The sequence below is a fragment of the Arthrobacter sp. SX1312 genome (genome assembly GCF_002929295.1).
Taxonomy (GTDB): domain Bacteria; phylum Actinomycetota; class Actinomycetes; order Actinomycetales; family Micrococcaceae; genus Arthrobacter_D.
In genome coordinates this window covers 410,203-432,427 of record NZ_PJIM01000003.1, presented here as the reverse complement: position 1 = coordinate 432,427, position 22,225 = coordinate 410,203, and the positions used below count along the sequence as shown (strand labels likewise).

General features: G+C 67.2%; 17 protein-coding genes. 2 read left to right on the top strand and 15 right to left on the bottom strand.

All coding sequences use genetic code 11. The features are described 5' to 3' along the window. The first annotated feature begins 46 nt into the window (after positions 1–46). Positions 47–2,902 (top strand): FAD-binding and (Fe-S)-binding domain-containing protein, encoded by a 2,856-nt coding sequence (locus tag CXQ92_RS15160; protein ID WP_104168578.1) that lies wholly within the window; start codon positions 47–49, stop codon positions 2,900–2,902. Between the two features lie 10 nt (positions 2,903–2,912). Here CXQ92_RS15160 and CXQ92_RS15155 read toward each other — a convergent pair whose 3' ends face one another. The 15 genes from CXQ92_RS15155 to CXQ92_RS15085 form a co-directional block, all read right to left on the bottom strand. Beyond that, a complete protein-coding gene (locus CXQ92_RS15155) occupies positions 2,913–4,697 on the bottom strand; it encodes an IlvD/Edd family dehydratase (protein ID WP_104168577.1) in 1,785 nt (594 codons plus the stop codon). 7 nt (positions 4,698–4,704) lie between these two features. Beyond that, the gene (locus CXQ92_RS15150) at positions 4,705–5,865 is read right to left on the bottom strand and encodes an acyl-CoA dehydrogenase family protein (RefSeq protein ID WP_104168576.1); all 1,161 of its coding nucleotides are present in this window, start codon (positions 5,863–5,865) and stop codon (positions 4,705–4,707) included. A gap of 5 nt (positions 5,866–5,870) precedes the next feature. Further along, positions 5,871–7,088, bottom strand: coding sequence for a CaiB/BaiF CoA-transferase family protein (locus CXQ92_RS15145; RefSeq protein WP_181033688.1), 1,218 nt, complete (start codon positions 7,086–7,088; stop codon positions 5,871–5,873). A 35-nt stretch (positions 7,089–7,123) separates the two neighbouring features. Next, positions 7,124–8,023 (bottom strand): fumarylacetoacetate hydrolase family protein, encoded by a 900-nt coding sequence (locus CXQ92_RS15140; RefSeq protein WP_104168575.1) that lies wholly within the window; start codon positions 8,021–8,023, stop codon positions 7,124–7,126. A 32-nt stretch (positions 8,024–8,055) separates the two neighbouring features. Beyond that, the gene (locus tag CXQ92_RS15135) at positions 8,056–8,829 is read right to left on the bottom strand and encodes an SDR family oxidoreductase (RefSeq protein WP_104168574.1); all 774 of its coding nucleotides are present in this window, start codon (positions 8,827–8,829) and stop codon (positions 8,056–8,058) included. After that, positions 8,829–9,734 (bottom strand): dihydrodipicolinate synthase family protein, encoded by a 906-nt coding sequence (locus CXQ92_RS15130; protein ID WP_104168573.1) that lies wholly within the window; start codon positions 9,732–9,734, stop codon positions 8,829–8,831. Before CXQ92_RS15130 ends, CXQ92_RS15135 begins: the two co-directional genes overlap by 1 nt. Further along, positions 9,731–10,981, bottom strand: a complete 1,251-nt coding sequence (locus tag CXQ92_RS15125; protein WP_104168572.1) for a CynX/NimT family MFS transporter — start codon at positions 10,979–10,981, stop codon at positions 9,731–9,733. Before CXQ92_RS15125 ends, CXQ92_RS15130 begins: the two co-directional genes overlap by 4 nt. Further along, complete coding sequence (locus CXQ92_RS15120) at positions 10,978–13,170, bottom strand: TRAP transporter fused permease subunit (protein ID WP_104168571.1); 2,193 nt, start codon at positions 13,168–13,170, stop codon at positions 10,978–10,980. The genes CXQ92_RS15125 and CXQ92_RS15120 overlap by 4 nt, the downstream gene beginning before the upstream one ends. After that, complete coding sequence (locus CXQ92_RS15115) at positions 13,167–13,670, bottom strand: hypothetical protein (RefSeq protein WP_104168570.1); 504 nt, start codon at positions 13,668–13,670, stop codon at positions 13,167–13,169. The genes CXQ92_RS15120 and CXQ92_RS15115 overlap by 4 nt, the downstream gene beginning before the upstream one ends. Before the next feature lie 3 nt (positions 13,671–13,673). Beyond that, positions 13,674–14,681 (bottom strand): TAXI family TRAP transporter solute-binding subunit, encoded by a 1,008-nt coding sequence (locus tag CXQ92_RS15110; protein WP_104168569.1) that lies wholly within the window; start codon positions 14,679–14,681, stop codon positions 13,674–13,676. A gap of 62 nt (positions 14,682–14,743) precedes the next feature. Beyond that, on the bottom strand, positions 14,744–15,349 hold the full coding sequence (locus tag CXQ92_RS15105; RefSeq protein ID WP_258069981.1) for a carboxymuconolactone decarboxylase family protein: 606 nt from the start codon (positions 15,347–15,349) through the stop codon (positions 14,744–14,746). After that, positions 15,342–16,088, bottom strand: a complete 747-nt coding sequence (locus CXQ92_RS15100; RefSeq protein WP_181033687.1) for an SDR family NAD(P)-dependent oxidoreductase — start codon at positions 16,086–16,088, stop codon at positions 15,342–15,344. Before CXQ92_RS15100 ends, CXQ92_RS15105 begins: the two co-directional genes overlap by 8 nt. A 136-nt stretch (positions 16,089–16,224) precedes the next feature. Next, on the bottom strand, positions 16,225–16,914 hold the full coding sequence (locus CXQ92_RS15095; protein ID WP_104168567.1) for a GntR family transcriptional regulator: 690 nt from the start codon (positions 16,912–16,914) through the stop codon (positions 16,225–16,227). A 945-nt stretch (positions 16,915–17,859) separates the two neighbouring features. Continuing rightward, a complete protein-coding gene (locus CXQ92_RS15090) occupies positions 17,860–18,873 on the bottom strand; it encodes an EcsC family protein (protein ID WP_104168566.1) in 1,014 nt (337 codons plus the stop codon). A 398-nt stretch (positions 18,874–19,271) separates the two neighbouring features. Next, positions 19,272–20,483, bottom strand: coding sequence for a thermonuclease family protein (locus tag CXQ92_RS15085; RefSeq protein WP_104168565.1), 1,212 nt, complete (start codon positions 20,481–20,483; stop codon positions 19,272–19,274). A gap of 409 nt (positions 20,484–20,892) precedes the next feature. On the opposite strand from CXQ92_RS15085, the gene CXQ92_RS15080 reads away from it, so the two are divergent. Then, positions 20,893–22,194: a DUF1524 domain-containing protein gene (locus CXQ92_RS15080; protein ID WP_258069980.1), complete on the top strand. Its 1,302-nt coding sequence runs from the start codon at positions 20,893–20,895 to the stop codon at positions 22,192–22,194. The last annotated feature ends 31 nt before the right edge of the window (positions 22,195–22,225 follow it).

Genomic DNA, 22,225 nt, shown 5'->3' with positions numbered 1-22,225 from the left:
AGGGTTGGTGGCCGGGGGAGCACGACAAGTGAATAACATGTTACTTATGGCAATGATGCTTTCGGCACCCCGGTCCCTCGTCTCCGAACTCCAGGCCCGTGGCGTGAAGGATGCGCGGGATGATGCGACCTCACGGGCCGTGTACTCGAGCGATGCGTCGCTGTACCGGGTGCAGCCGGCCGCCGTTGTGTTTCCGCGGCACCTGGACGAGGTCCTCACCACCCTCGAGGTGTGCCGGGAACGAGGAGTCCCGTTCACCTCACGGGGTGCCGGCACCTCGCTGGCCGGCAACGCGATCGGCCGCGGCGTCGTCGTGGACTTCAGCCGGCACCTGAACCGGGTCCTCGCGTTCGATGCGGAAGCGCGCACCGCCGTCGTCGAGCCCGGGGCGGTCCACGCGACGCTGCAGAAGGTGGCGCTGGCGCAGGGCCTGCGGTTCGGACCCGATCCCTCCACGCACACGCGCTGCACGGTGGGCGGGATGATCGGCAACAACGCGTGTGGTTCACGCGCTCTCGCCTACGGGCGCACCGCGGACAACGTGACGCACCTCGACGTCGTCACCGGATCCGGCACGCGGCTCCACCTGGGTCCGGACGGCACGCCGTCGTCGCCGGAGACCGACGCGCTGCGCTCCCTGGTCGGAGCGGAGCTGGGCACGATCCGCACCGAACTGGGCCGGTTCGGGCGCCAGGTATCCGGCTATTCGCTGGAGCACCTGCTGCCGGAGCGCGGCTTCGACCTGCGGAGGGCACTCGTCGGCAGCGAGGGGACCCTCGCCGTCGTGCTGGAGGCGGGCGTGCGCCTCGTGGCCGATGCGCCGCACAAGACCATGGTGGTGCTGGGTTTCCCCGATATCGGGGCCGCCGGCGACGCCGTTCCCGCCGTGCTGCCGTTCGCGCCCACGGCCTGCGAAGGACTGGATTCGCGGATCGTCCAGGTGGTGCGGACCCGCAAGGGCCCGCAGGCCGTCCCCGAACTGCCGGGGGGTGCGGCCTGGCTGTTCGTCGAGGTGTCCGGCGACGACCCGCTCGAGGTGGCCCACCGCGCCGGGCTCGTCGCCGGGATCGATGCCGCCCGGCATTCGAGGATCATCACGGATGCGCGGCAGGCCGCCGCCCTCTGGCGCATCCGCGAGGACGGGGGAGGGCTCGCCGGGCGGTCGCCGGCAGGCGCCCCTGCGCATGCCGGCTGGGAGGACTCCGCGGTGCCGCCCGAAAGCCTCGGGGACTATCTCCGCGAATTCGACGAGCTCCTCCTGGCGCACTCCCTCACCGGGTTCCCCTTCGGGCACTTCGGGGACGGCTGCGTCCACATCCGGCTCGATTTCCCGTTCCAGCGCGACGACGGCGCGGCAGCGTTCCGCGCGTTCCTGACCGACGCGGCGGCACTGGTCGCCCGCTACGGAGGGTCCCTCTCGGGCGAACACGGGGACGGGCGGGCCCGCAGCGAACTCCTCCCGTACATGTACTCACCCGCAGCCATCGGCCTGTTCGGGAAAGTGAAGGGGATCCTCGACCCGGACAATCTCCTGAACCCCGGCATCCTCGTGGACCCCGAACCACTGGATGCGAACGTGCGCGTGGCCGAGGCAGGACCGCTGCGGACCGGTCTCGGGTTCGGCTACCACCAGGACGCGGGCGACTTCAGCCAGGCGGTGCACCGCTGCACGGGAGTGGGCCTGTGCCGTGCGGCGCACGCGGACAACAGCGCCGTGATGTGCCCGTCCTACATCGCCACCCGCGAGGAGAAGGACTCGACCCGCGGCCGCGCCAGGGCGCTCCAGGAGATGATCAACGGGGGCGCAACCAGTGGGAACAAACCCGACTGGCGTGCGACCGAGGTGCATGACGCACTCGACCTGTGCCTCTCCTGCAAGGGCTGCTCCTCGGACTGCCCCACGGGGACCGACATGGCCGCGTACAAGGCCGAAGTGCTCCACCAGAGCTACAAGGGCAGGCTGCGTCCGGCGTCGCACTACTCGCTGGGCTGGTTGCCGCGCTGGGCCGGACTCGCGGCGCGGGCACCCCGGGCCCTGAACTTCCTCATGCGCCTGCCCGGCATCCGCCAGGTGGGCCTCCGGATGGCCGGCGTCGACCAGCGCCGGAGCATTCCGGCGTTCGCACCCCGGACCTTCCACGCCTGGTTCCGGGGGCGTCAGCCGTCCGCCGCGCCCGCCGCGCAGCCCGTCCTGCTGTGGGCGGATTCGTTCACCAACAACTTCTCCCCCGAAGTAGGACAGGCCGCGGTGCGTGTCCTCGAAGCAGCGGGCTATGAGGTGCGTCTTCCCGAGAAGCCGCTGTGCTGCGGGCTGACCTGGATCTCCACGGGACAGCTCGATTCCGCGCGGACGACACTGCGCTCGACCGTGGACGAGCTGAACCGGTCCGTCGCCGAGGGCATCCCGATCGTCGGACTCGAACCGTCCTGCACGGGCGTGTTGCGATCGGACGCCGTGGAACTGCTGGGAACCGAGGCCGCCCGTGCCGTGGCACGGTCCACGCAGACCCTCGCCGAATTCCTCGGCACCGTGCCCGGCTACGAGCCGCCCCGTCTGGAGGGGACCGTGGTGGTGGCGCAACCGCACTGCCACCACCACGCCGTCATGGGCTGGAGTCCCGACGCGGCACTGCTGGAGAAGGCCGGCGCGACCGTCCAGAAGCTGGGCGGATGCTGCGGGCTCGCCGGCAACTTCGGCGTGGAACGGGGGCACTACGAGATCTCCGTCCGGATCGCCGAACAGCAGCTCCTCCCGGCGATCCGATCGACCACGGAGGACGCCGTGGTGCTCGCGGACGGGTACTCGTGCCGCACGCAGATCGAGGATCTGAGCGACCGCCGCGGCATCCACCTGGCGCAGCTGCTCGATCGGGCGGCGCACCGGCCCGGTGGGGTGCCCTAGGCGAGCCTTCTCAGCCCGGTTCCTGGATCAGGCTTCGCGGATGGACCACGTCCCGCGGAGCGTCCCGATCCGGGAGTTCCGTGCTCTGCAGGAACCGGAAGTCGCACCCTTCATCGGCCTGGGTCACCTCCGACACATACAGTTTCCGGTATCCGCGCGCGGCGGCCGGGGGAGAGGGTGGGCCCAGCTCGTCCTCGCGCCGTATCAGCTCCTCGGGGGAGACGTCGAGGTGGATCACGCGACGGCTGACACTCAAGGTGATGGTGTCGCCGGTCCGCACGAGCCGCAGTGGCCCGCCGACGGCGGACTCCGGGGTGACGTGGAGGACGACGGCGCCCGCAGCGGTGCCCGACATGCGGCCGTCCGAGATGCGCACCATGTCCTTCACTCCCTGCTCGGCGAGTTTCCGGGGAATGGGGAGGTAGCCGGCCTCGGGCATGCCGGGTGCTCCGACAGGGCCGATGTTCCGCAGGACGAGGACGTCCTCGGCGGTGACGTCGAGGGCGTCGTCGTCGATCCGTGCCGCGAGGTCTGCCGCGTCCTCGAAGACCACTGCACGGCCCGTGTGCTCCAGCAGATGGGTGGACACCGCTGCCTGCTTGATGATGGCGCCCCCCGGGGCGAGGTTGCCGCGCAGGACGGCGAGACTGCCCTCCGGATACACCGGATCGGTGAGCGGCCGCACGATGTCGGAGGGGAAGCCGGGCCCCGCGGCGTCCAGTTCCTCGCCCAGGGTACGGCCCGTGACCGTCGGCGCGTCGCGGTGGATGAGGTCCCCGAGCTCCCGTAGGACAGCGGGCACGCCGCCGGCACGATGGAAGTCCTCCATGTAGTAAGTGCCCGTCGGTTTCAGGTCCACCAGGACGGGCGTCTCGGCGCTCATCCGGTCGAGGTCCTCGAGGTCGAGGCGGATTCCGAGGCGGCCGGCGACGGCGGTCAGGTGGATGATCGCGTTGGTCGATCCGCCGATGGCCAGCAGGACCCGGAGCCCGTTCTCGAAGGCCTGCCGGGTGAGCACGGTACTCATCTCCGTTCCCCGTTCGGCAAGTGCCACCGCCTCCGTCCCGGTCCGTTCGGCGATCCGCACGCGGTCGGCCGTCACGGCCGGGGGGCTCGCGCTGCCGGGGAGGGCGATGCCCATCGCCTCCGTGAGGCAGGCCATGGTGCTGGCGGTGCCCATGACGGAGCACGTGCCGACGCTTCCCACGAGCCGCGAGTTGACGTCGTCGATCTCCTGCCGGTCGATCTCGCCACTGCGGAACTTCCCCCAGAACGCCCGGCAGTCCGTGCACGCACCCACGCGCTGCCCGCGGTGACCGCCCGTCAGCATCGACCCCGTGACCAGCGTGATCGCCGGGACGCCCGCCGACGCCGCGCCCATCAGCTGCGCCGGGACCGTCTTGTCGCAGCCGCCGATGAGCACGACGGCGTCCATGGGCTGCGCGCGGATCATCTCCTCGGTGTCCATCGACATGAGGTTGCGCAGGAACATGCTGGTGGGCTGCGAGAAGCTCTCGTGGAGCGAGATGGTCGGGAAGTCGATGGGCAGTCCGCCGGCCATCAGGACTCCCCGCTTGACGGCGTCGAGCAGTGCGGGCATGTTGCCGTGGCACGGATTGAAGCCGCTGCCCGTATTGACGATGCCGATGACGGGCTTGTCCAGGGCGTCGTCCGAGTACCCGGCACCCTTGATGAAGGCCTTGCGGAGGAAGAGGGAGAACCCCTCGTCGCCGTAGCTGGTGAGGCCCCGCCGGATCCCGGAGGCCCGGCCGGCGGGAGCAGCAGATCCCGTCATCGTGCGGCTACCGGAACGCGGGGATGCCGGTGATGTGACTGCCGAGGATCAGTGTGTGCACCTCGTCGGTCCCTTCATAGGTGCGCACGCTCTCCAGGTTGTTCGCGTGGCGCAGCGGGGAGTAGTCGAGCGTGACACCGTTCCCCCCGAGCATCGCGCGTGCTTCCCGGCAGATCTCGATGGCCTCGCGGCAGTTGTTGAGCTTTCCCACGGAGATCTGGTGGGGTTGCAGGGTTCCGGCATCCTTGAGGCGTCCCGTCTGCAGGGCCAGCAGCATCCCCTTGTTGATCTCGAGGGCCATGTTGACGAGTTTGAGCTGGGTGAGCTGGTATCCGGCCAGCGGTCGGCCGAACTGCAGCCGCTCCAGCGAGTAGTCGAGTGCGGCGTAGTAGCTGTCGCGGGCGGCTCCCATGGCGCCCCAGATGATCCCGTAACGGGCCTCGTTGAGGCACTCGAAGGGGCCGCGGAGTCCCTTCGCCTTCGGGAGCAGCGCGGTGCCGGGCAGCCGGATGTCGGTGAGTTCGACGTCGCACTGGATCGACGCCCGCATGGAGAGCTTCTGGGCGATCGGGGTGGCCTTGAACCCCGGGCTGTCGGTCGGTACCACGAAGCCGCGGACGCCGTCGTCGGTCATCGCCCAGATGATGGCCACCTGGGCCACCGAGGCGAGGCCGATCCAGCGCTTGCTGCCGTTGAGGATCCAGTCGTCGCCGTCCCGCTTTGCGAAGGTGAGCATGCTGGCGGGATCGGACCCTCCGGTGGGTTCGGTAAGGCCGAAGCAGCCGATCGCCGAGCCGGCGGCCATCTTCGGCAGCCATTCGTTCTTCTGCTCCTCCGATCCGTGCTTCGCGATGGCGCTCATCGCCAGGGAGCCCTGGACGCTGACGAAGGTGCGCAGCCCGGAGTCGCCGGCCTCGAGTTCCATGGCCGCGAGCCCGTATTCGACGGAGCTCCGGCCGGGGCAGCCGTAGCCCTTGATGTGCATGCCGAGCAGCCCGAGTTCTGCCATGCGCGGCACGATCTCGAGGGGGAACTCCCCGCGGTCGTACCAGTCGGCGATGTTCGGCTTGATCGCGGTGTCCACGAATCCGCGGACGCGGTCGCGCAGGGCGCGTTCGTCCTCGGTCAGGAGTGCGTCGATGTCGAGAAGGTCTGAACGGTCGGTCATGGGGTCTACTTTCCGGTAGCGGCGGGCTGGAGGTCGGGTGTGAACGTTGCTCCGTCGTGTTCCCCGAGGAGCGGGGGTACCCGCGTGTAGCTCGCGGGTGTCTCGGAGAGGCGGATCGGGTTGGCCACCTGTTGGCTGGTGCGTCCGGTGGCGGTGTCGGTGATCTCGATGACCGGGGCGAGCCCCAGGTCCTCGGCGAGAGCGAGCGCCTCGGCGATGGAATTCACCTTGCCGGCGGGCACGCCCGCGGAACTGAGGAGATGGGCCCATTCGACGGCGCTTCTGGTGCCGAGTTGTTCCTCGAGCAGGACCTTCAGGGCGTCCCGGTGCGCCACGCGCTGCGAGTTCCCCCGGAAACGGGGGTCGACGGCGAGTTCCGGGACGCCGAGGACCCGGACCAGTGACTCGAATTGCTTGTCCGTCCCGACGGCGATCGCCACAGGGCCGTCCGCTGTCAGCAGGGTCTCGTAGGGGGCGATGCTGGGGTGGGCGTTCCCCATCCGCTGGGGTGCCTCGCCGGTCGCCAGCGTGCTCGACGCCTGATTGACCAGCCCGGAGAGCAGGGACGACAGCAGATTGACCTCCACGCGCTGGCCCCTTCCGGTGGCATCCCTGGAGCGCAGCGCGGCGAGGATCCCCACCACGGCGTTCTGGCCGGTGACCACATCCACGAGCGCCACCCCGACCTTGCTCGGTTCGGAGTCCTGCGAACCGGTGACGCTCATCAGCCCTCCCACCGCCTGCACGAGGAGGTCGTAGCCGGGCAGGTGCGCACCTCCCGTGCTGCCGAAGCCGGTGATGGAGCAGTACACCAGGTCCGGCCGACGTTCGACGAGGGATGCGTAGTCCAGCCCGAAACGCTGCATGACCCCGGGCCGGAAGTTCTCGATGACGATGTCGGCTTCCAGCGCGATGGCGAGGGCTCTCGCCAGTCCCTCGTCGGTGCGGAGGTCGCAGACCACGGAGCGCTTGTTCCGGTTCACGCTGGAGAAATAGGTGCCCACGCCGTGCTCGTCGACCGGTGGGACCCAGGAACGCGTGTCGTCTCCGGCCGGGCTCTCCACCTTCAGGACGTCCGCCCCGAAATCGGCCAGCATCATGGACGCGAACGGGCCGGCGAGCACCCGCGAGAAGTCGGCGACCTTCAGCCCCTCCAGTGGCCCGGGCGCAGAGTGTCCTGCCGGTGTCGCATCGGCCGGTGGCCTGTCCGTATTCGTGCTCACGGGGATTCGTCCTCCAGGAGAGTAGGTCTGCAGCCCTAGCTGGACGCAGTGACGGGGTTGCTGAGCACGCCGACGCCGGCAACGCGGCACTCGGCCGTGTCCCCGGGGGTGACGTGGATGGCGCCGGGTGTTCCCGTGGAGATGATGTCCCCCGGATACAGCGGCATCACCTTGCTGTGGAAACTGATCAGGTAGGCCGGGTCGTAGCGCATGTGGGACACCGTGTTGCTGCGCCTCACCTCGCCGTTGACCACGGTGGCGACCTCCATGTCGGCAAGCGTTCCGTCACCCACGGCTTCGGCCAACGGCACGATCCGGGGGCCGAAGGAGAAGAACCCGGGGAAGTTCTTGGAGCGGGTGAGGAACCGCGGGTTGCGTTGCAGGATGTCCTCAGCCGTCTGGTCCAGCACGGGCACGACGCCGGCGAGGTAGTCCAGTGCGTCCTCGGGTTCCACGTTACGGCAGTACCTGCCGATGACGACCGCCACCTCGGCTTCGGTGGTGGTGCGCTCGCTCTGCTCGGGGATGGGGATGGCCTCGCCCGGTCCGATGACGGTGTGGTCGCCCTTGATGAACGATGCCGGTTCTTCGGGCACGCCCTCGGAGAGGTCGGAGGCGTGCTCCACATAGTTCAGCCCGATGCCCCAGAGCATGCGGGGGTGGCGGTAGGGGGCGCCATAGACGGCGTCGTCGGGACTGCTGAAGACGGCGTCATCGGCAGACTCCGCGGCAGCATCGAGGTCGCCGAGGAGATCCCCCGTGAGGACGTCGAGGATGTCACCGGTGAAACCGGGCAGGAGATCGGACACCCGTGCGAGACCCCGCCGCGGGTGGACGACGGCCGCCGTCTCGGTCCCGGTGGTTCCGGGGCCGGCGGTTCCCGGATCGTCGGCCGGGGAGGTGATCGAACAGAGGTGCAGGATGCTGGGAGCCATGATGCTGCCCTTTCGAGTCGGAGGCGGGGGTTCTAGTAGGCGCGGACCATGCCGCCGTCGCACCGGATCTGTTCTCCGGTGACATACGACGCCGGCGCACTGGCCAGGAAGGTGACGACGGCGGCGAACTCGGCCGGAGTGCCGTACCGGCGAGCCGGGATGCCGGCCTCGGAGGCGGCACGCGCCTCGGCGGGGGTGGCGCCTGTCCGTTTGGCCGCGGCCGAGTCCAGGGACGCGACGCGCTCCGTGTCGATACGGCCGGGGAGCACCATGTTGACGGTCACGCCGTCGGCAGCGACCTCGGCGGCCAGGGTCTTGAGGTATCCGGCGAGCCCGGCACGGCCGAGGTTCGACAGCGCGAGGTTGGGCAGCGGCTGCTGGACGCCGCTGGATCCCACGGCCACGATCCGCCCCCAGCCGCGCTCCCTCATACCGGGGAGCACGAGGGAGGTGAGCCGCAGGTGCTGGAGCAGGAGCTGGTTGACGGCGGCGAGGGCCTGCTCGTCGGTGATGTCGGCCGCTCCGCCGGGAGGAGGCCCGCCGCTGTTGAGGACCAGGACGTCGATCGGCCCGAAAGCGTTCTCCGCGGCCTCCACGAGGGCGGCCGGGGCGCCGTCGTCGTTCAGGTCCATGGCGATTCCGACGGCGGAGGGCAGGCGGGCCGCCTCGGCCTTCACCACGTCCTCGCGGCGCGCGGCGAGGACGACGTTCGCTCCCTCGGCGCCGAGGGCCTGCGCAATGGCGAGGCCGATCCCGGAGCTCGCTCCGGGCACGAGCACGTTCTTTCCCGTCAGTCCGGTGTCCATCAGGCGATCTCCATTCGTACTGCGTCGAGGTGTGCGTCGATCAGGTCCGCGAGTTCACGCGGCAACGACGGTGAGGGCGGCCGGACCGATGCGTCGGCGATGATGCCACGGCGGCGCAGGATCTCCTTGCGCAGGGCAAGGCCCACTCCGGGCTGGCCTTCGAAGTTCGCCAGGGGCAGCCAGGGTGCGAAGGCATCACGGGCAGCAGGGAAACCGCCGTCGGCGAAGGCCGTCAACGCGATCTGCAGGCCTTCGGGGTGGGAGAACCCGGTCATGGCGCCGGCCGCGCCGGCCGCGAGCTCATCCAGCAGTCCCACGCCGCCCAGCCCGCCGTAGACGGGAACGTTCGTGGAGGAGGTCAGTTTCGCGATCGCGGACGCCGTGGGGGGCGCTTCCGATTTCACGGCGACGATGAAGTCGCACTTCTCGAGGACGCGCAGGATCTGTTCGGCGCTGATCTTCACGCCCGACGCCACCGGGTAGTCCTGCAGCACGATGCCCGCTCCCGTGGCGCGGTGGATGGCTGTCAGGTGGGCGGACAGCATGTCCGGGTCGCCGGTGTTCGCCTGCACCATGAGCGCCGCGAGGTTGCCGCCGGCGGCCTCGACGGCGGTGGAGGCCTGCTCGATGGCGACGGCGGTGGTGCGCGCGGACAGGCCGACGACGAGCGGGGTGCTCCCCGCCTCCTCGGCGACCGTGCGGACGATGAGGGACTGCTCGGCAGCGGTCAGCGACGCACCCTCACCGAAGACACCGAGGACCACCATCCCGGTGGCAGGCAGCGCGGTGTACAGCTGGACCTCACGGCGGAGTGAGGCGGTGTCGACGGCGAACTCCGGTCCGCTGAAGGGCGTCGCCAGCACCCCCCAGAGTCCGGGGGAGAGGTGAGGGATCGGTTCGGTCATCGGGACTTTCCTTTCATCGATGGTCCTCCACCGTTGGTGGAAGGAAGGGGAGTGGCGTCCGGTGCGGCAGCCGCCGACCGTGCGGCGCGGATGCTCCGGCGCCCGAGCCGGAACGTCGCTGCGGCAAGCAGTGCGACGACTGCGGCGGTCAGCCAGCCGACCCGGTAGGAGGTCGCGGCCACCAGGAAGCCGAAGAGCAGAGGGCCGGCGGCAGCGCCGAGGGAGAGCCCGGTCTGCAGGACCCCTGTGGCCGAGGCGGCGCCCTGCCGGTTGTCGCGTACCACCGCGAAGTGGACGAGCCCGGGCCAGCTCCAGCCGGCGGCGTAGGTGAGCAGCGCTCCGCAGATGAATGCCGCCGAGGAGCCGAAGGCGAGGAGGAGGTAGCCACCCACACCGATCGTCAGCAGGTTGGCCACCAGGACGTAGGGGCTGCGGTGCGGGTACCGGTCCATGGCGGCGCCGAGCACGATGCGGATCGAGAGCCCCAGGAGGGCGGCGCCGGCGAAAAGGTAGCCTGCCGCGCTGGGCGACATCCCGGATTCCACCGCCGAATCGACGAGGAATACCCCCATGGACGTCGCGGCGGCCGCCGCGAGGCCGGCGCCGATGGCGAGCAGCACGAGTCCGCGCCGGGGGGTTCCGCGGTCGGCGGGTGCTGCGGGTCCGGTCGTCGGGCGGTCCGGTCCCTGCGCCGTGAGGCCGGCCCACAGGGCCAGCCCCACGGCCAGGACGACACCCAGCGCGAAGGCGTAGCGCCAGCCCAGGATCAGGGCGATGCCCGGAACAGCGAGGCCGCCGATGAGGCCGGCCGCGGGGATGGAGCACTGCTTGATGCCGAACGCCAGCCCCAGTCGGCCCGGGTCGACGGCCCGGGATATTCCGAGGTTCGCCGCCGGCTGGGCCAGACCGTTGGCCAGTCCGCCCACCACGAGGGCGGCGATCAGTACGCCGAACGTCGGCGCCAGGCCTGCTCCGGTGAGGGCGATCGCCGCCAGGACGGCCGAGGCCACCATCCCCTTGGACGCCCCGATCCGCTGGACGAGCCGGCCGAGCCGGCGCGCCGCCACCCCTGAGACCGCGAAGAGGGTGGCTGCCGCGATGCCCATCTCGGCGGGACCGATGCCCAGGTCGGCCCGGATCTGCACGGCGAGGGCGCCGACCAGGAAAGCGGGCAGCACGCCCAGGGTGGTGACGGTGACGGCCTGGAGCAGGGTGCCACCCGCACGGGGCGGCTGTGCAGTGGTCACGCCGAGCCGGAAGCGCGCGGAGCCTGGCCGCCGGTATCAGGCGATCCATCGGTGGCGGTGGCGCCTGTTGCCCCGGATCCTTCCGAGCCGGTTTGGCTGGTGGCAGCATCCGTTGAGGGATCTTTCCTGTGCAGCTTGAGGCCGAGGAGGTGCACGACGATTCCTACGGCGATGATGCCGATGCCGATGCCGATGTACATCGGCTCCATGACGAGCATCGGCAGTGAGCCCAGCCCCAGCAGGATCCGTTCGGGCCAGCGGGCCGGGCCGAACAGCCATGCTCCGGTGGCCACCGCGAGGGCACCCACGGCCAGGAGCGAGACGCTGAACGCCAGGGCGATGGTGCCGATGCCGCCCTGCAGCAGCAGCCCGACGCCCGGGCCGGAGAGCACGAAGATGAACGGCACGAGGAACGCAGAGAGGGTGTAGCGCCAGGTGAGCCACATGGTCTGGATCGGTTTGCCACCCGTGATCGCGGATGCTGCGAACGGTGAGAGCGCGGTGGGCGGGGAGACCTCGCTGAGTACCGAGTAGTAGAAGATGAACATCGCCGCGGCGTACCCGGGAACTCCAACGTCCTGCAGGGCGGGCCCGATGATGACCCACGAGATGATGAAGCTCGCGGTCACGGGGACCGCCAATCCCAGGAGGATCACCGAGATCGCCGAGAAGATGGCCGTCAGGAGCAGGCTCCCGCCGGCGAAGTCCACGATGATGTTGGCGAGTTTCAGGCCCAGTCCGGTCAGTGTCATGATGCCGACGATCAGCCCCGCCGCCGCCATGACGGGAATCACGGAGAGCGCTCCCGTGGCACCGGTGGCAAGGGCGTCGAAGATGCGCCGAGGGGTCATCCAGGAGGCGCGGTCGAGGAAACTGAGGGCGAAGGCAAGGAACGTCGCGTAGACCACGGCGCGGAACGGCGTCATGCCCATGGCCATGAAGACGACGATGGCGACGAGGGAGCTGAAGTGGTACCCGAAGCGCAGCAGCAGCTTGCCGACCGGCTTGACGTCGAAGTCCACAGCCTTGGTCTTGAAGCGGCGTGCATCCATCTCGATGGCCAGGATGATCCCGAAGTAGTAGAGCACCGTGGGAATGGTGGCCCAGATCAGCACCTGGAGGTAGGACACACCGAGGAGCGCCGCGATGATGAAGGCGGCCGCACCCAGGGTGGGAGGGGACATGATCGCGCCGATTCCGGCGGCGGCGAGGATGGCACCACCGTGTTCCTTCGGGTAACCGGCCTTGCGCAGCAGCGGCCAGGAAATACCGCCGAGGGTCACTGTGGTGGCGACGCCCGAGCCCGAGACCGTGCCCAGGAGGAATCCTGCGAGGGTTACCGTGCGGCCCGGCCCCGACTTGGACTGGCCGAATGCGGAGAAGGAAAGATCGATGAAGAACTTCGTGGCTCCGGATGCCCCGAGCACCGCTCCGTAGATGGTGAACAGGATGATGTAGGTTGCTGCCACGTCGGTGGGGACACCGAAAAGCCCCTGTGTGCCCATGACGTTGTGACCGACGAGGCGGACCCAGTCGAAGGACGAGGTGTTGAACGGGGCGGGAACCCACGAGCCGAAGAAGGCGTAGGCGAAGAAGCCCACGACCACCAGTGGCACAAGGATCCCGACGGTCCGGCGTGACGCCTCGAGGGTCACGAGGATGGCTATCACGCCCATGGCCAGATCCAGGTAGGTGGGGGTGATCGCCCGCCGGAAGAAGCCGTCCCAGTCGGAGATGATGTACAGGAACGGCACCAGTGCCACGATCGCCAGAACCCAGTCGGCGATCCCCGGGTTGTCCCCCGGCCTCTTCGCCTTGGAGGATTCCGATCGTCCCCAGCCCCGGTAGACGAGGAAGGTCAGGGACAGGCCGATCCCGAGGAACAGCGGGAGGTAGAACTGGGTGGCCATGGGGTTGAAGACCCAGTAGAGGGCCAGCAGTGAAAGCCCTGCACCGGCGATCTTGATCAGCAGGGCAGGGGTCCCGCTGAGGTGCCGCGCCGGCTTCTCCGCCTCGTACTCGGCGATCAGCGCTTCCTCGTCGATGATGTCCTCTCGCTCCAGAGGGCTGACCGGGTCGTTCTCCTTCTCCCTCGCACGGTCCGCCTGCTTGCCCGGCGCGGGCGCTTTGTGCGTAGGGGCGGAAGCATGCGCCTTCACGGCGCCGTTGCCGTCTGGTCGCTCGGTCATGGTGTCTCCTCGAGATGTAACTCAACGAACGGGTTGTCGTCTTCGACCAGGCTCCACAGTTCGAGCGGCGGAGCGCCTTGCACGTGCAGGGTGCGCTGTCCCAGGTCGGTCGCGGCGATCGAGAGTTCCTCGAACACCGCGGGCCGCGCCGGGTCCGGCTCCACCACCCATTCCCGGCGATCGGTGTCTCCGGCGGCTGACGGGGCGCCGGGAACTGCGTAGTACTCCTCCAGTACCGCGAGTTGGTCGGCTGCGATCTGGTCGAGCACGAAGGTGCCGTCGGGTCCAAGGGTGTAGCGTTCCTCGGCCCGGGTGCCGTACAGCGAATTGCGGTAGCTCACGGAGAAGCTGGTCCCGGCGAGCGGGACACTCGCCAGCTCGCCGTCGTCGTTGGTGATGCTGATGGACACGTCCGGCTGACCGGACGAATTCACGAACCCCAGGCCCCCGAGCATGCCGAGGCATGCAAGGGGGACGACGACGGCGGCCGGCTTGCGCATGGCCTAGCCTGCGGCCTCGTCGAAGTAGGTCTGAGCGCCTGGGCAGGTCTCGATGTAGGAGATGTCGCCGGCGGTGGCGGCATCGAGCTCTTCGGCGGCGGGGTGGACCTGGATGAGTGCTTCTTCGTTCTCGAAGATCGACCGGGTGATGTCCTCCTGGAGCTGTTCGTCCATCGTGGGGCTGGCCACCAGCAGGTTCGGTGAGGCGATCGCGGGAACGGCTTCGGTCTGGCCTTCGTAGGTGTCGGCGGGAATGTCTTCTGCGACGTAGTAATCGCCGAACTCGGACGCCAGTGGCTCCGCGTATTCGCCGATGGGAACCAGCACCATGTCGCCGTCACTCGCGAGGTCGATGAGCGCGCCCGTAGGAAGCCCGCCGGACCAGAATCCGGCGTCGATGGTGCCGTCCCGCAGTGCGGCTACGGTTTCTGCGACGCCGAGCTGGCGGCGTTCCACCCCGGTCTCGGGGTCGATGCCGGCGGCTTCGAGGATGCGCAGCGCTGCGACCTCGGTTGCGGAGCCGGGCGCCCCGACGGAAACCACTTTTCCTGCCATGTCCTCGACGGACTGGATGCCGGTTCCGTCGACGCTGACGGCCTGCATGAAGTTGTTGTAGATGTTGCCGAGCGAGCAGATGTCGATGGCGTTGCCTTCGAACTCGCCGACGCCTTCCACGGCGTCGGACACCACGTCGCCCACAGAGAAGGCGAGCTGGGCGGAGCCGTTCTCGATGAGGAGCATATTGTCCACGGAGGCATTGGTTTCCTGCACCGTCGCGTCATAGCCGTCGATGTTGTCGCGGATCACCGTGGCGAAGCCACCGCCCAAGGGGTAGTAGACGCCGCCGGTGCCGCCGGTCGCGATCGAAAGCGACCCGCCTTCCCCGCCCTCGGCCCCGCCTCCTCCACCGCTGGAACTGGGCTCGGGGCTGCCGCAGGCTGAAAGGAAGAGTGCGGGGGCGATCAGTGCTGCTGCGCAAAGACGCTTCCGGCTTCGTTGTTGGGTGCTCAAGGCTTTTCTCCTCTGTCGTTGTTGGTAACTGGCTGGTTAGGGGAACGGGAGTCGAGACGGCATCAGGGTTCGGCGCCAGGCGCGGGGACGTCTCCGGCGGCGAGCAGCCCGGCGAGCATCCGGTAGTAACCGATGAGCAGCGACAACTCGGCCACTCCGGGGTGCCCGATATGTCCCAGGACCCGGGCATGTGTCTCGTCATCGACTGCGGTGCCTCGGAGAAGCGCCCTGGTGAAGTCGAGTGCGGCGCGTTCGGTGTCGGAGAGGGTGGGTGGCACGCTGCCGTTCCGGAGGTGTTCCAGCTCGGTCGCATCGATGCCGACCGTCACCGCCACACGGCTGTGGGCATACCACTCGTACGCCGAGTCGAGCTCTGCGGAGATCGCGCAGATGATCAGTTCGCGCAGCCGCCCCTCGAGGGTCCCGCCGAAGCGCAGGACCGCACCGAGCGCCTGGACGGCGTTGCCGATCGCGGGGGCGAAGAGCATGGCGTTGAATGGGCCGGCCAGGGCGCCGTCGTCGTAGATCATCGTGAAGACGCCGTTGCCGCGCGGAGGCCCCGCGATGGAGTCGTAGACAGCGCGCTGTTCGTCGGAGAGTTCGGCCGGAGTCAGCAGCGGGAACCGTCCTGCGGCCTGCGGCCGGGCGCTCTCTGTGGCATCAGACAAGAGTCCGTCCCCCGTCCACATAGAGAACGTGCCCGGTGACGAATGCTGCCTGCTGTGATGCGAGGTAGAGCACGGGGCCGGTGAGGTCGTCGACGGTGCCCAATCGGCCAGCCGGAACCATGCCCGTATAGTGCTCGCGAACGCCCGGACGGCCGAGATGAGCACTGGTCAAGGCCGTATCGACGTAGCCCGGTGCGATCGCGTTGACCGTCACCCCGCTGGCCGCCCATTCCCGTGCCATGACACGAATGAGCTGGTTCAATCCCCCCTTGCTCGCGGCGTAGGGGCCATGGTCGGGATGCGCGAGCATGCTCGATACGGAAGAGCAGTAGATCTGCCGACCGTACCGGGCGTCGACCATGACCCGGCCCGCGGCCCGACCGAGGCGGAAAGCACTGGTCAGGTTGACGGCAATGATCGTGTCCCAGTCCTCGTCCGTGGTTTCGAGAATGGGCACACGGTTGTTGATGCCGACCGCGTGGACGAGGATATCGAGGCCACCGAGTTCCGTCTGAGCGGCGTGCACGGCCTGCTCACAGCCATTCGTGGTCGTCAGATCGGCGGTGACGGTGCCAGCAGTGCCGGCGAAGTCCGCCAGGCGTTCCGCGCTCTGGTCCGCGACGACCAGGCGCGCACCAGCCTCGAGGAAGGCCTCCGTGCAGGCGGCGCCGATGCCGCCGGCGCCGGCCACCAGCACCCGCTGATCCTTCAAACCAAGCCAGTCAGCCAAAGGAAGCATCTCCGATTCGATGGGCAGAAAGCGAGGACACCTAGGCGGTGCCGAGGTCCTTCGATGCACCTCTCTGGAGACTGTATACAATTTTGCGGCAGGATGTAACCCACATCACAGAACTTGTTCAGCAGGCTTCCTTCCGTCAGCCCTCTCGCACGGACTCGGCTTCCAGGAAGGTCCGCAGGGCCTGCACAGCGTGCTCGCGGTGCTCATCGAGCAGGAGGATGAGCTTCTCGGCGTCCCGTTCCGCGAATGCGTCGATCATCATGGCATGTTCATGCTCCACCCGTGAGCGGTTCGAAGCCGCTCCGTAGTAGACGAACCTGTAAGCGTCAGTGGCGTCCCACAGGATCTTGATAATCCGTTCCAGACGCGGCATGCCGGCCGCCTCGACCAGCACGAAATGGAACCGCCGGTTTGCCTCGGTCATCTTCAGCAGGTCCCCCTCGGCGCTCGCCGTCTCGACATCCCGGGCAGCAACCTTGAGATCCTCCAGAACGGTGCCGCTGAGACTCCTCGCCAGTGCGACCCGCGTCGCCTCTCCTTCGAGGAGCTGTCGGATCCGGTACACCTCCAGCAGATCGGTGAGGGAGAGGGTCGCCACCCGATGGCCGCGGTGGGGTTCGTAGAGGACTTGTCCCTCGGACTCGAGGGTCTTGAGAGCCTCACGGAGGGGGACCCGGCTCACGCCGAAGCGTTCCGCGAGTGCGTCCTGGCGGAGCGGCTGCCCGGGAAGGAACTCACCTGCGATGATCGCTCGGCGAAGCTCTGCAAGCACGAAAGCCTGCGCAGTCGGTGGACGTCTGGAACTGCCCGTGGTGTTGCTCGTCATGGAACCAGTCCACCCAGTTCAGTGCTCATCGTCAGAAGTCTAGCCCGGCCGTAATCGGGCCTGGTGGCGGTGGTTTTTCACCGGCGGAGAATCCGGGTGACGGGGTGTGAGTGCTGAAAGTCTGGTCGACTCCTGACCCGTGAGCATGATCCTTGCGGTGGAACGCCGGCCTTCTCGCCGGGCCCGCCCCGGCGTAGCCATCCGGATGCGATCATCACCACGCCCGGTGTCTTCACATTCGTCGAGGCCAAGCGCATCAGGACGAGCTCGTTCCAGCCTGAACAGCTCGCGCGGGAGTACGTCGCCGTGATGAGCAATGCGGGGGAGCGCTTGCCTCATCTCTTCCTTTTCGGAGTCGAGCCACTTGTATCGGTGCAGGGGGTGGGCAAGCTGTCGATCCTGGGAGCGATACGAACGCATCTTCCCGCGGTTCTGCACCAAGCGGACGATATCGGGATCGACGAAACGGAGTCCAGTGGTGGCTTTCATACAGTGCTTGAAAACCGGTCACAATGTTGCGTTCAAGGCTGTCTTGCCTGACTGCAGGTCACGACAATGCTGTGCTCGAAGCCGCGGGACTGAAGAGCGACTCGGAACGGGCCGGTATTCAAGGATCGTGCCATTGTCGATTCGCTCAGGATGAGCTTGCCACAGGTGGTCTGCTTCTCGACGCGGTGTTGGCAACGTGGTCCTCACCAATAGGGGTGGCGCATTGGCCGCGGTTACTCAGGGGAGTACCTCATGTCCTCGGACACGGCCGGTCCCTCATTACGATTCTGGCTCGACGATGACATCGAGGCCTCAGGAGATCACGCACTACGGCTGGCCGGTCATCTTCCGGTGGCCGGCCAGCCGCTCTTTCGCTACTAAGCACGCCGACTATGCCGTAGGTTCATATCGTTCGCGAAGCCGCACTTGCCAGAACGTAAAAGTTGCGAAAGTAGCTTAGACCGCCGCGGTTTCATAGTCATCGTCGGTGTCTGTCAACAGTGCAACCGGCAGTGGCAGCCCATATTTTTCGCAAATGAATCGGGTCTGACAGTACCGCTTAGCATCGGCGGCCACATTACCGAGAATTGCAGAATTCATACCCGCCCCAATAAGGACGCCAACGAAAGGCACGACCTTCGCGACGTTCTGAACTGGGACTCTTGCCCCGACAGGTCCCAGCTGTTGCATCAACTTCTCGAGAGAGGCGAGGAGGCGGTGGTCCGCGCGGAGCTTAGGTGACCAATTCACGCGCCCCTTGACTGCCCCCGCAGCTCGCGCGACATCCCTTAGTGGCTCAGCTTTAGCTGCTTGAGTCATGAACGACCGGCGTACGAGTCGTTGAATGAAGGCCTGCTCCTCCGGATCCTTGGCGTCATAGCCGTAGGAGTATGCGATACGCGTTGCAATCGAGACGCTCAATACTTGAATGACAAGCACGTCCGCTGTCATCGCCATGGGGATGCCAGCAACAGGGACTAAAGCCAAGAGTCCCATAGCGCCACCCTCAAGCGCACCAGCCGTCCGCCACCTCAGAGTGTTCAAGGTCAATAGCTGATCACAGACCTTCATGTCCTGCTGCCGCAATTCATCGAACGAGTCGATATTCAGGCCACGCTTACGTGCGAGTTTCGCGACGCTCGTCGGGTCATTGAGCTCCCGGGCCCAATCATTCACCAGTTCCAATAGTGCTGTTGCAGCTTCAAGTGCCGGACGCGCTGCCCTGCTGGCAACGGCCTCAGTTGCGCGATAGACAGGTCGAGTGACAGCCCCTGGCAGTGCGCCTGCGACGCGGCCTGCAGCGCTTCCTGCGACTTCGCCAGTGCGATTCAGTGCTGCACTCGCCCAGTTCGGCAAGCCACGGCGATTATTACGGCGCTGCCAGTGCCCGTCGAGCGTTTCCCAAACCTGCCTCTCATACGCACTCATCGAAATCGTGCCGTCGAAAGGCGGTCTAGTGTAGTCGCTCATAAAACTCCTCGTTCACTGTGATAATTGATTTCACGACGACGCTACCAGTCGCAGTACGTTGAGGTCGCTCGATCGGCAACTAAGTGACTGTTCACAGAGCTGCGTCTTCCACTCTCAACTACCTGCTGCCGCAAGTTGATAAGTGGAGCAACTCCGTACGCCAGGAGCAACTTCATCCATCCCGACACGCATCCTTGAAACTCGCGCAACTACCTCAATAGTGCAACTGGACGAGACTCTCGGAGAGAGGCAGAACTTCTGGGTGATCACGGAGGTGCCCTCAGGCGAAGTGGCTGGATGAAATAGGCGAACACCTACGCATTTGGCGGATTTGTTCAGCTCTGATTTCGAAAGACGATCGTTATAAATTGGCGGCCGGGACTGATCTTTACCAAAGTTCAGCAGGGGCGGTAGGTCTTCCCGCCGGGTGCGTAACAGCGAGGACCGGTGTAGCCAGGATAGGGATCCTGTGCGGCAGGGGGAGCGGGAGGGACGTACGGCGCGGCAGGCGGAATGTAGGGCTCGGGTGCGGGTGGAAGGTTTCTGATTCGCTCCTGCTCAGCGGCTGCTGCTTCGGCGGCCAATCGATCGGCTTCGGCACGAGCGTTGAGTTCGGCCTGGAGCCGCTCGGATTCAATGCGAGTGGCTTCTGCGGCCTCTGCCTGAACACGTTCGGCGTCAACGCGCGCGACTTCGGCGGCTTCCGCTCGAATACGCTCGGCCTCGATGCGGGCAGCTACGGCTGCCTTGGCTGCTTTTGCTTTTGCGGCTGCAGCTTGGGCCGCCTTCTCTGCTTCCTTGAGGGAGGTGGCCTTCGTGTTGGCGGCGGCCAATGAGCGTTCACCCTTGGTGATTCGGGTGTTGAGATCACGCACCAACGCCGCAGTGCGATCGGCGCCGATAGCGAGGACGCGGACCGTGTCCTTACCTGCTTCGAGTGCTTCTCGAACGGCCTTGGCTGTCGTCAAAGCGGCGAGGATACCGGCGGCGGTTGCAGCAGCCGCTGAAGCTGTGTCACCAACGGGAGCCTCCATTGCCGCCGTCAACGCTTCCATGGCGCTGGCGAGTTCTGCCGGGACGGTGCAGCCCGAGGCGACGTCCACCAATCCGACGTTCCGTGCGGTCGCCTCGCTGTACGCGGCTTGCACCTCGTCGTAGTACTTCTTGTTCGGTTCGATGAGAACCGGGACGCCCAGGCCCACTCGAGCAATTTCTGCGTTGACCAGCGTTTGGTCTTCGATGAACACGGCGGCGAGTACGCGCTCGTACTTGTCGGTCCGCTCGACGTCGAAATCGAGGCCGACACGCGTGCCGGGTGGGGTCAACGATTCGAGCTTCTCAGTAGCCTCCGGGCCGAGGCACTCGACGGGCTTGTCAGGATGTTTCGTCTCCGGCGTGTCCACGTTCAACAGGCGGACAGTTTGGTCGTCACCGTCGAAGTTGATGACAAGGGTGTCACCGTCGATTACTCGCACCACCGTGCCAGGTTGAAAGTCGACCGCCGTCGCGCCGGAGGAATTTGAGCCGGTGCAGGCGGTCAGCGTCGAGGCGAGAACCGCGACGGTCAAAAGCGTCGCCGGCGCGAGCCGGCGGAAACGAGCATGGTTCATTGATCTTCTTCTGCAGATATGAGTACGGGCGCTCCAGCAAACGGGGGATGGGATCTGCTCATATGCACCGTTGGTTCGGAGCGTCACCAGATGCGACTGTCATTGGACAAGAAGAGGGCATCAAGAATGACAGTCAAGGTTTAGCACGAATGGTCACGACGGCTTATCCGACCCGCCAATCCTGAACAGAAGCTGAGCTTGCATGAAGTCCCGGGCAAGAAACGATCAGGATTCACCTTGGTTCGGCGATCAGTGGCCCGCGCGAGTACGCTGCCCAAAGACACCGCATCGACTCTGGGGACTTTCCATCAATTCATCATTCCGTCCGCCTGCCCGAAACACATCATCGCCGACCAAGCCCAAGATACGGACCTCGACAGCAATCGTCGCCGGGTTCGCCCTGTTCCTGGTGGTCATCGGCCTCATCGCCGGCGGCGTCAGCGGGGGACTCATCATGGCCGCTACGGTCGCGCTCTTCACCGGGCTCTACACACTCCTGACCAACAGGCCGTCCTGGGCGCGCCTCGGAGGCCGCAAGGCCGGCGCGATCACCGCAGGCGCCGCTGTCGTCGCCATGCTCGCCGGCGGTGCGATCGCCCCGGCTTCGGACACGGTGCCGACTGCTGTCGCCGAGCAGAGCACCGCGTCGGCCGAAGCGACGAGCACCAGCGCTCCGACGGCGTCGGCAACGCCATCCGCAAAACCGACACCGTCCGCCAAGCCGACACCGTCTACGAAGCAGTCACCCACTCCTAGCCCGACGCCATCGGACGTCGCCCCGGTCGACACTGATACCCCCGCCGACGTGACGGGCACGCCCCGCGCGCCGTCGGACCAGCCGGCCTTCAACACCACTGCGCTCGCGGTGCTGGAGACGCTGCCCATCAAGGGCCGCGCACCAAAGACCGGGTACGACCGCGAAGAGTTCGGGCAGGCCTGGGCCGACGTCGACCGCAACGGGTGCGACACCCGCAACGACATGCTGAACCGCGACCTGACGGGAATCGCCTACGCCAACTCGGTGCCCTGCAAGGTGCAGTCCGGCATCCTGGACGACCCCTACACCGGGACCAAGATCCCGTTCCGGCGGGGCCAGGCGACGAGCAGTGACGTGCAGATCGACCATGTCGTGGCCTTGTCCGACGCGTGGCAGAAGGGTGCCCAGCAGCTGACCTTCGACCAGCGCGTCGCGTTCGCGAACGATCCGCTGAACCTGCAGTCCACGGACGGCCCCACCAACCAGCAGAAGAGCGACGGCGACGCCGCCACCTGGCTGCCGCCGAACAAGGGCTACCGCTGCGAGTACGTGGCACGGCAGGTCTCGGTCAAGGCGACCTACACCCTGTGGGTCACGCAGGCCGAGCACGACGCCATGGCGACGATCCTGTCCGACTGCAACGGCATCCTCGCACCGACCAACCAAATAGCGCCGTCGGTCGCAGCGCCGGCCGAACCGGTCGAGACGCCGGCACCCGCGCCCGTCGTCGTGCCAGTCGCTCCCGCACCGGCGCCAGTCGCTCCTGCACCGGCGCCGGTTGCGCCAGTAGCGCCGGCTCCTGCTCCGGTCGCTCCTGCTCCGGCACCCGCGGCTCCGTACTACCAGAACTGCGACGCCGTCCGCGCGGCAGGAGCCGCTCCGATCGCAGCGGGCTCGCCCGGCTTCCAACAAAAGTTCGACCGCGACGGCGACGGTATCGGCTGCGACAGCTAGCGACCCGCACCACAACGAACGACGGCGGGGC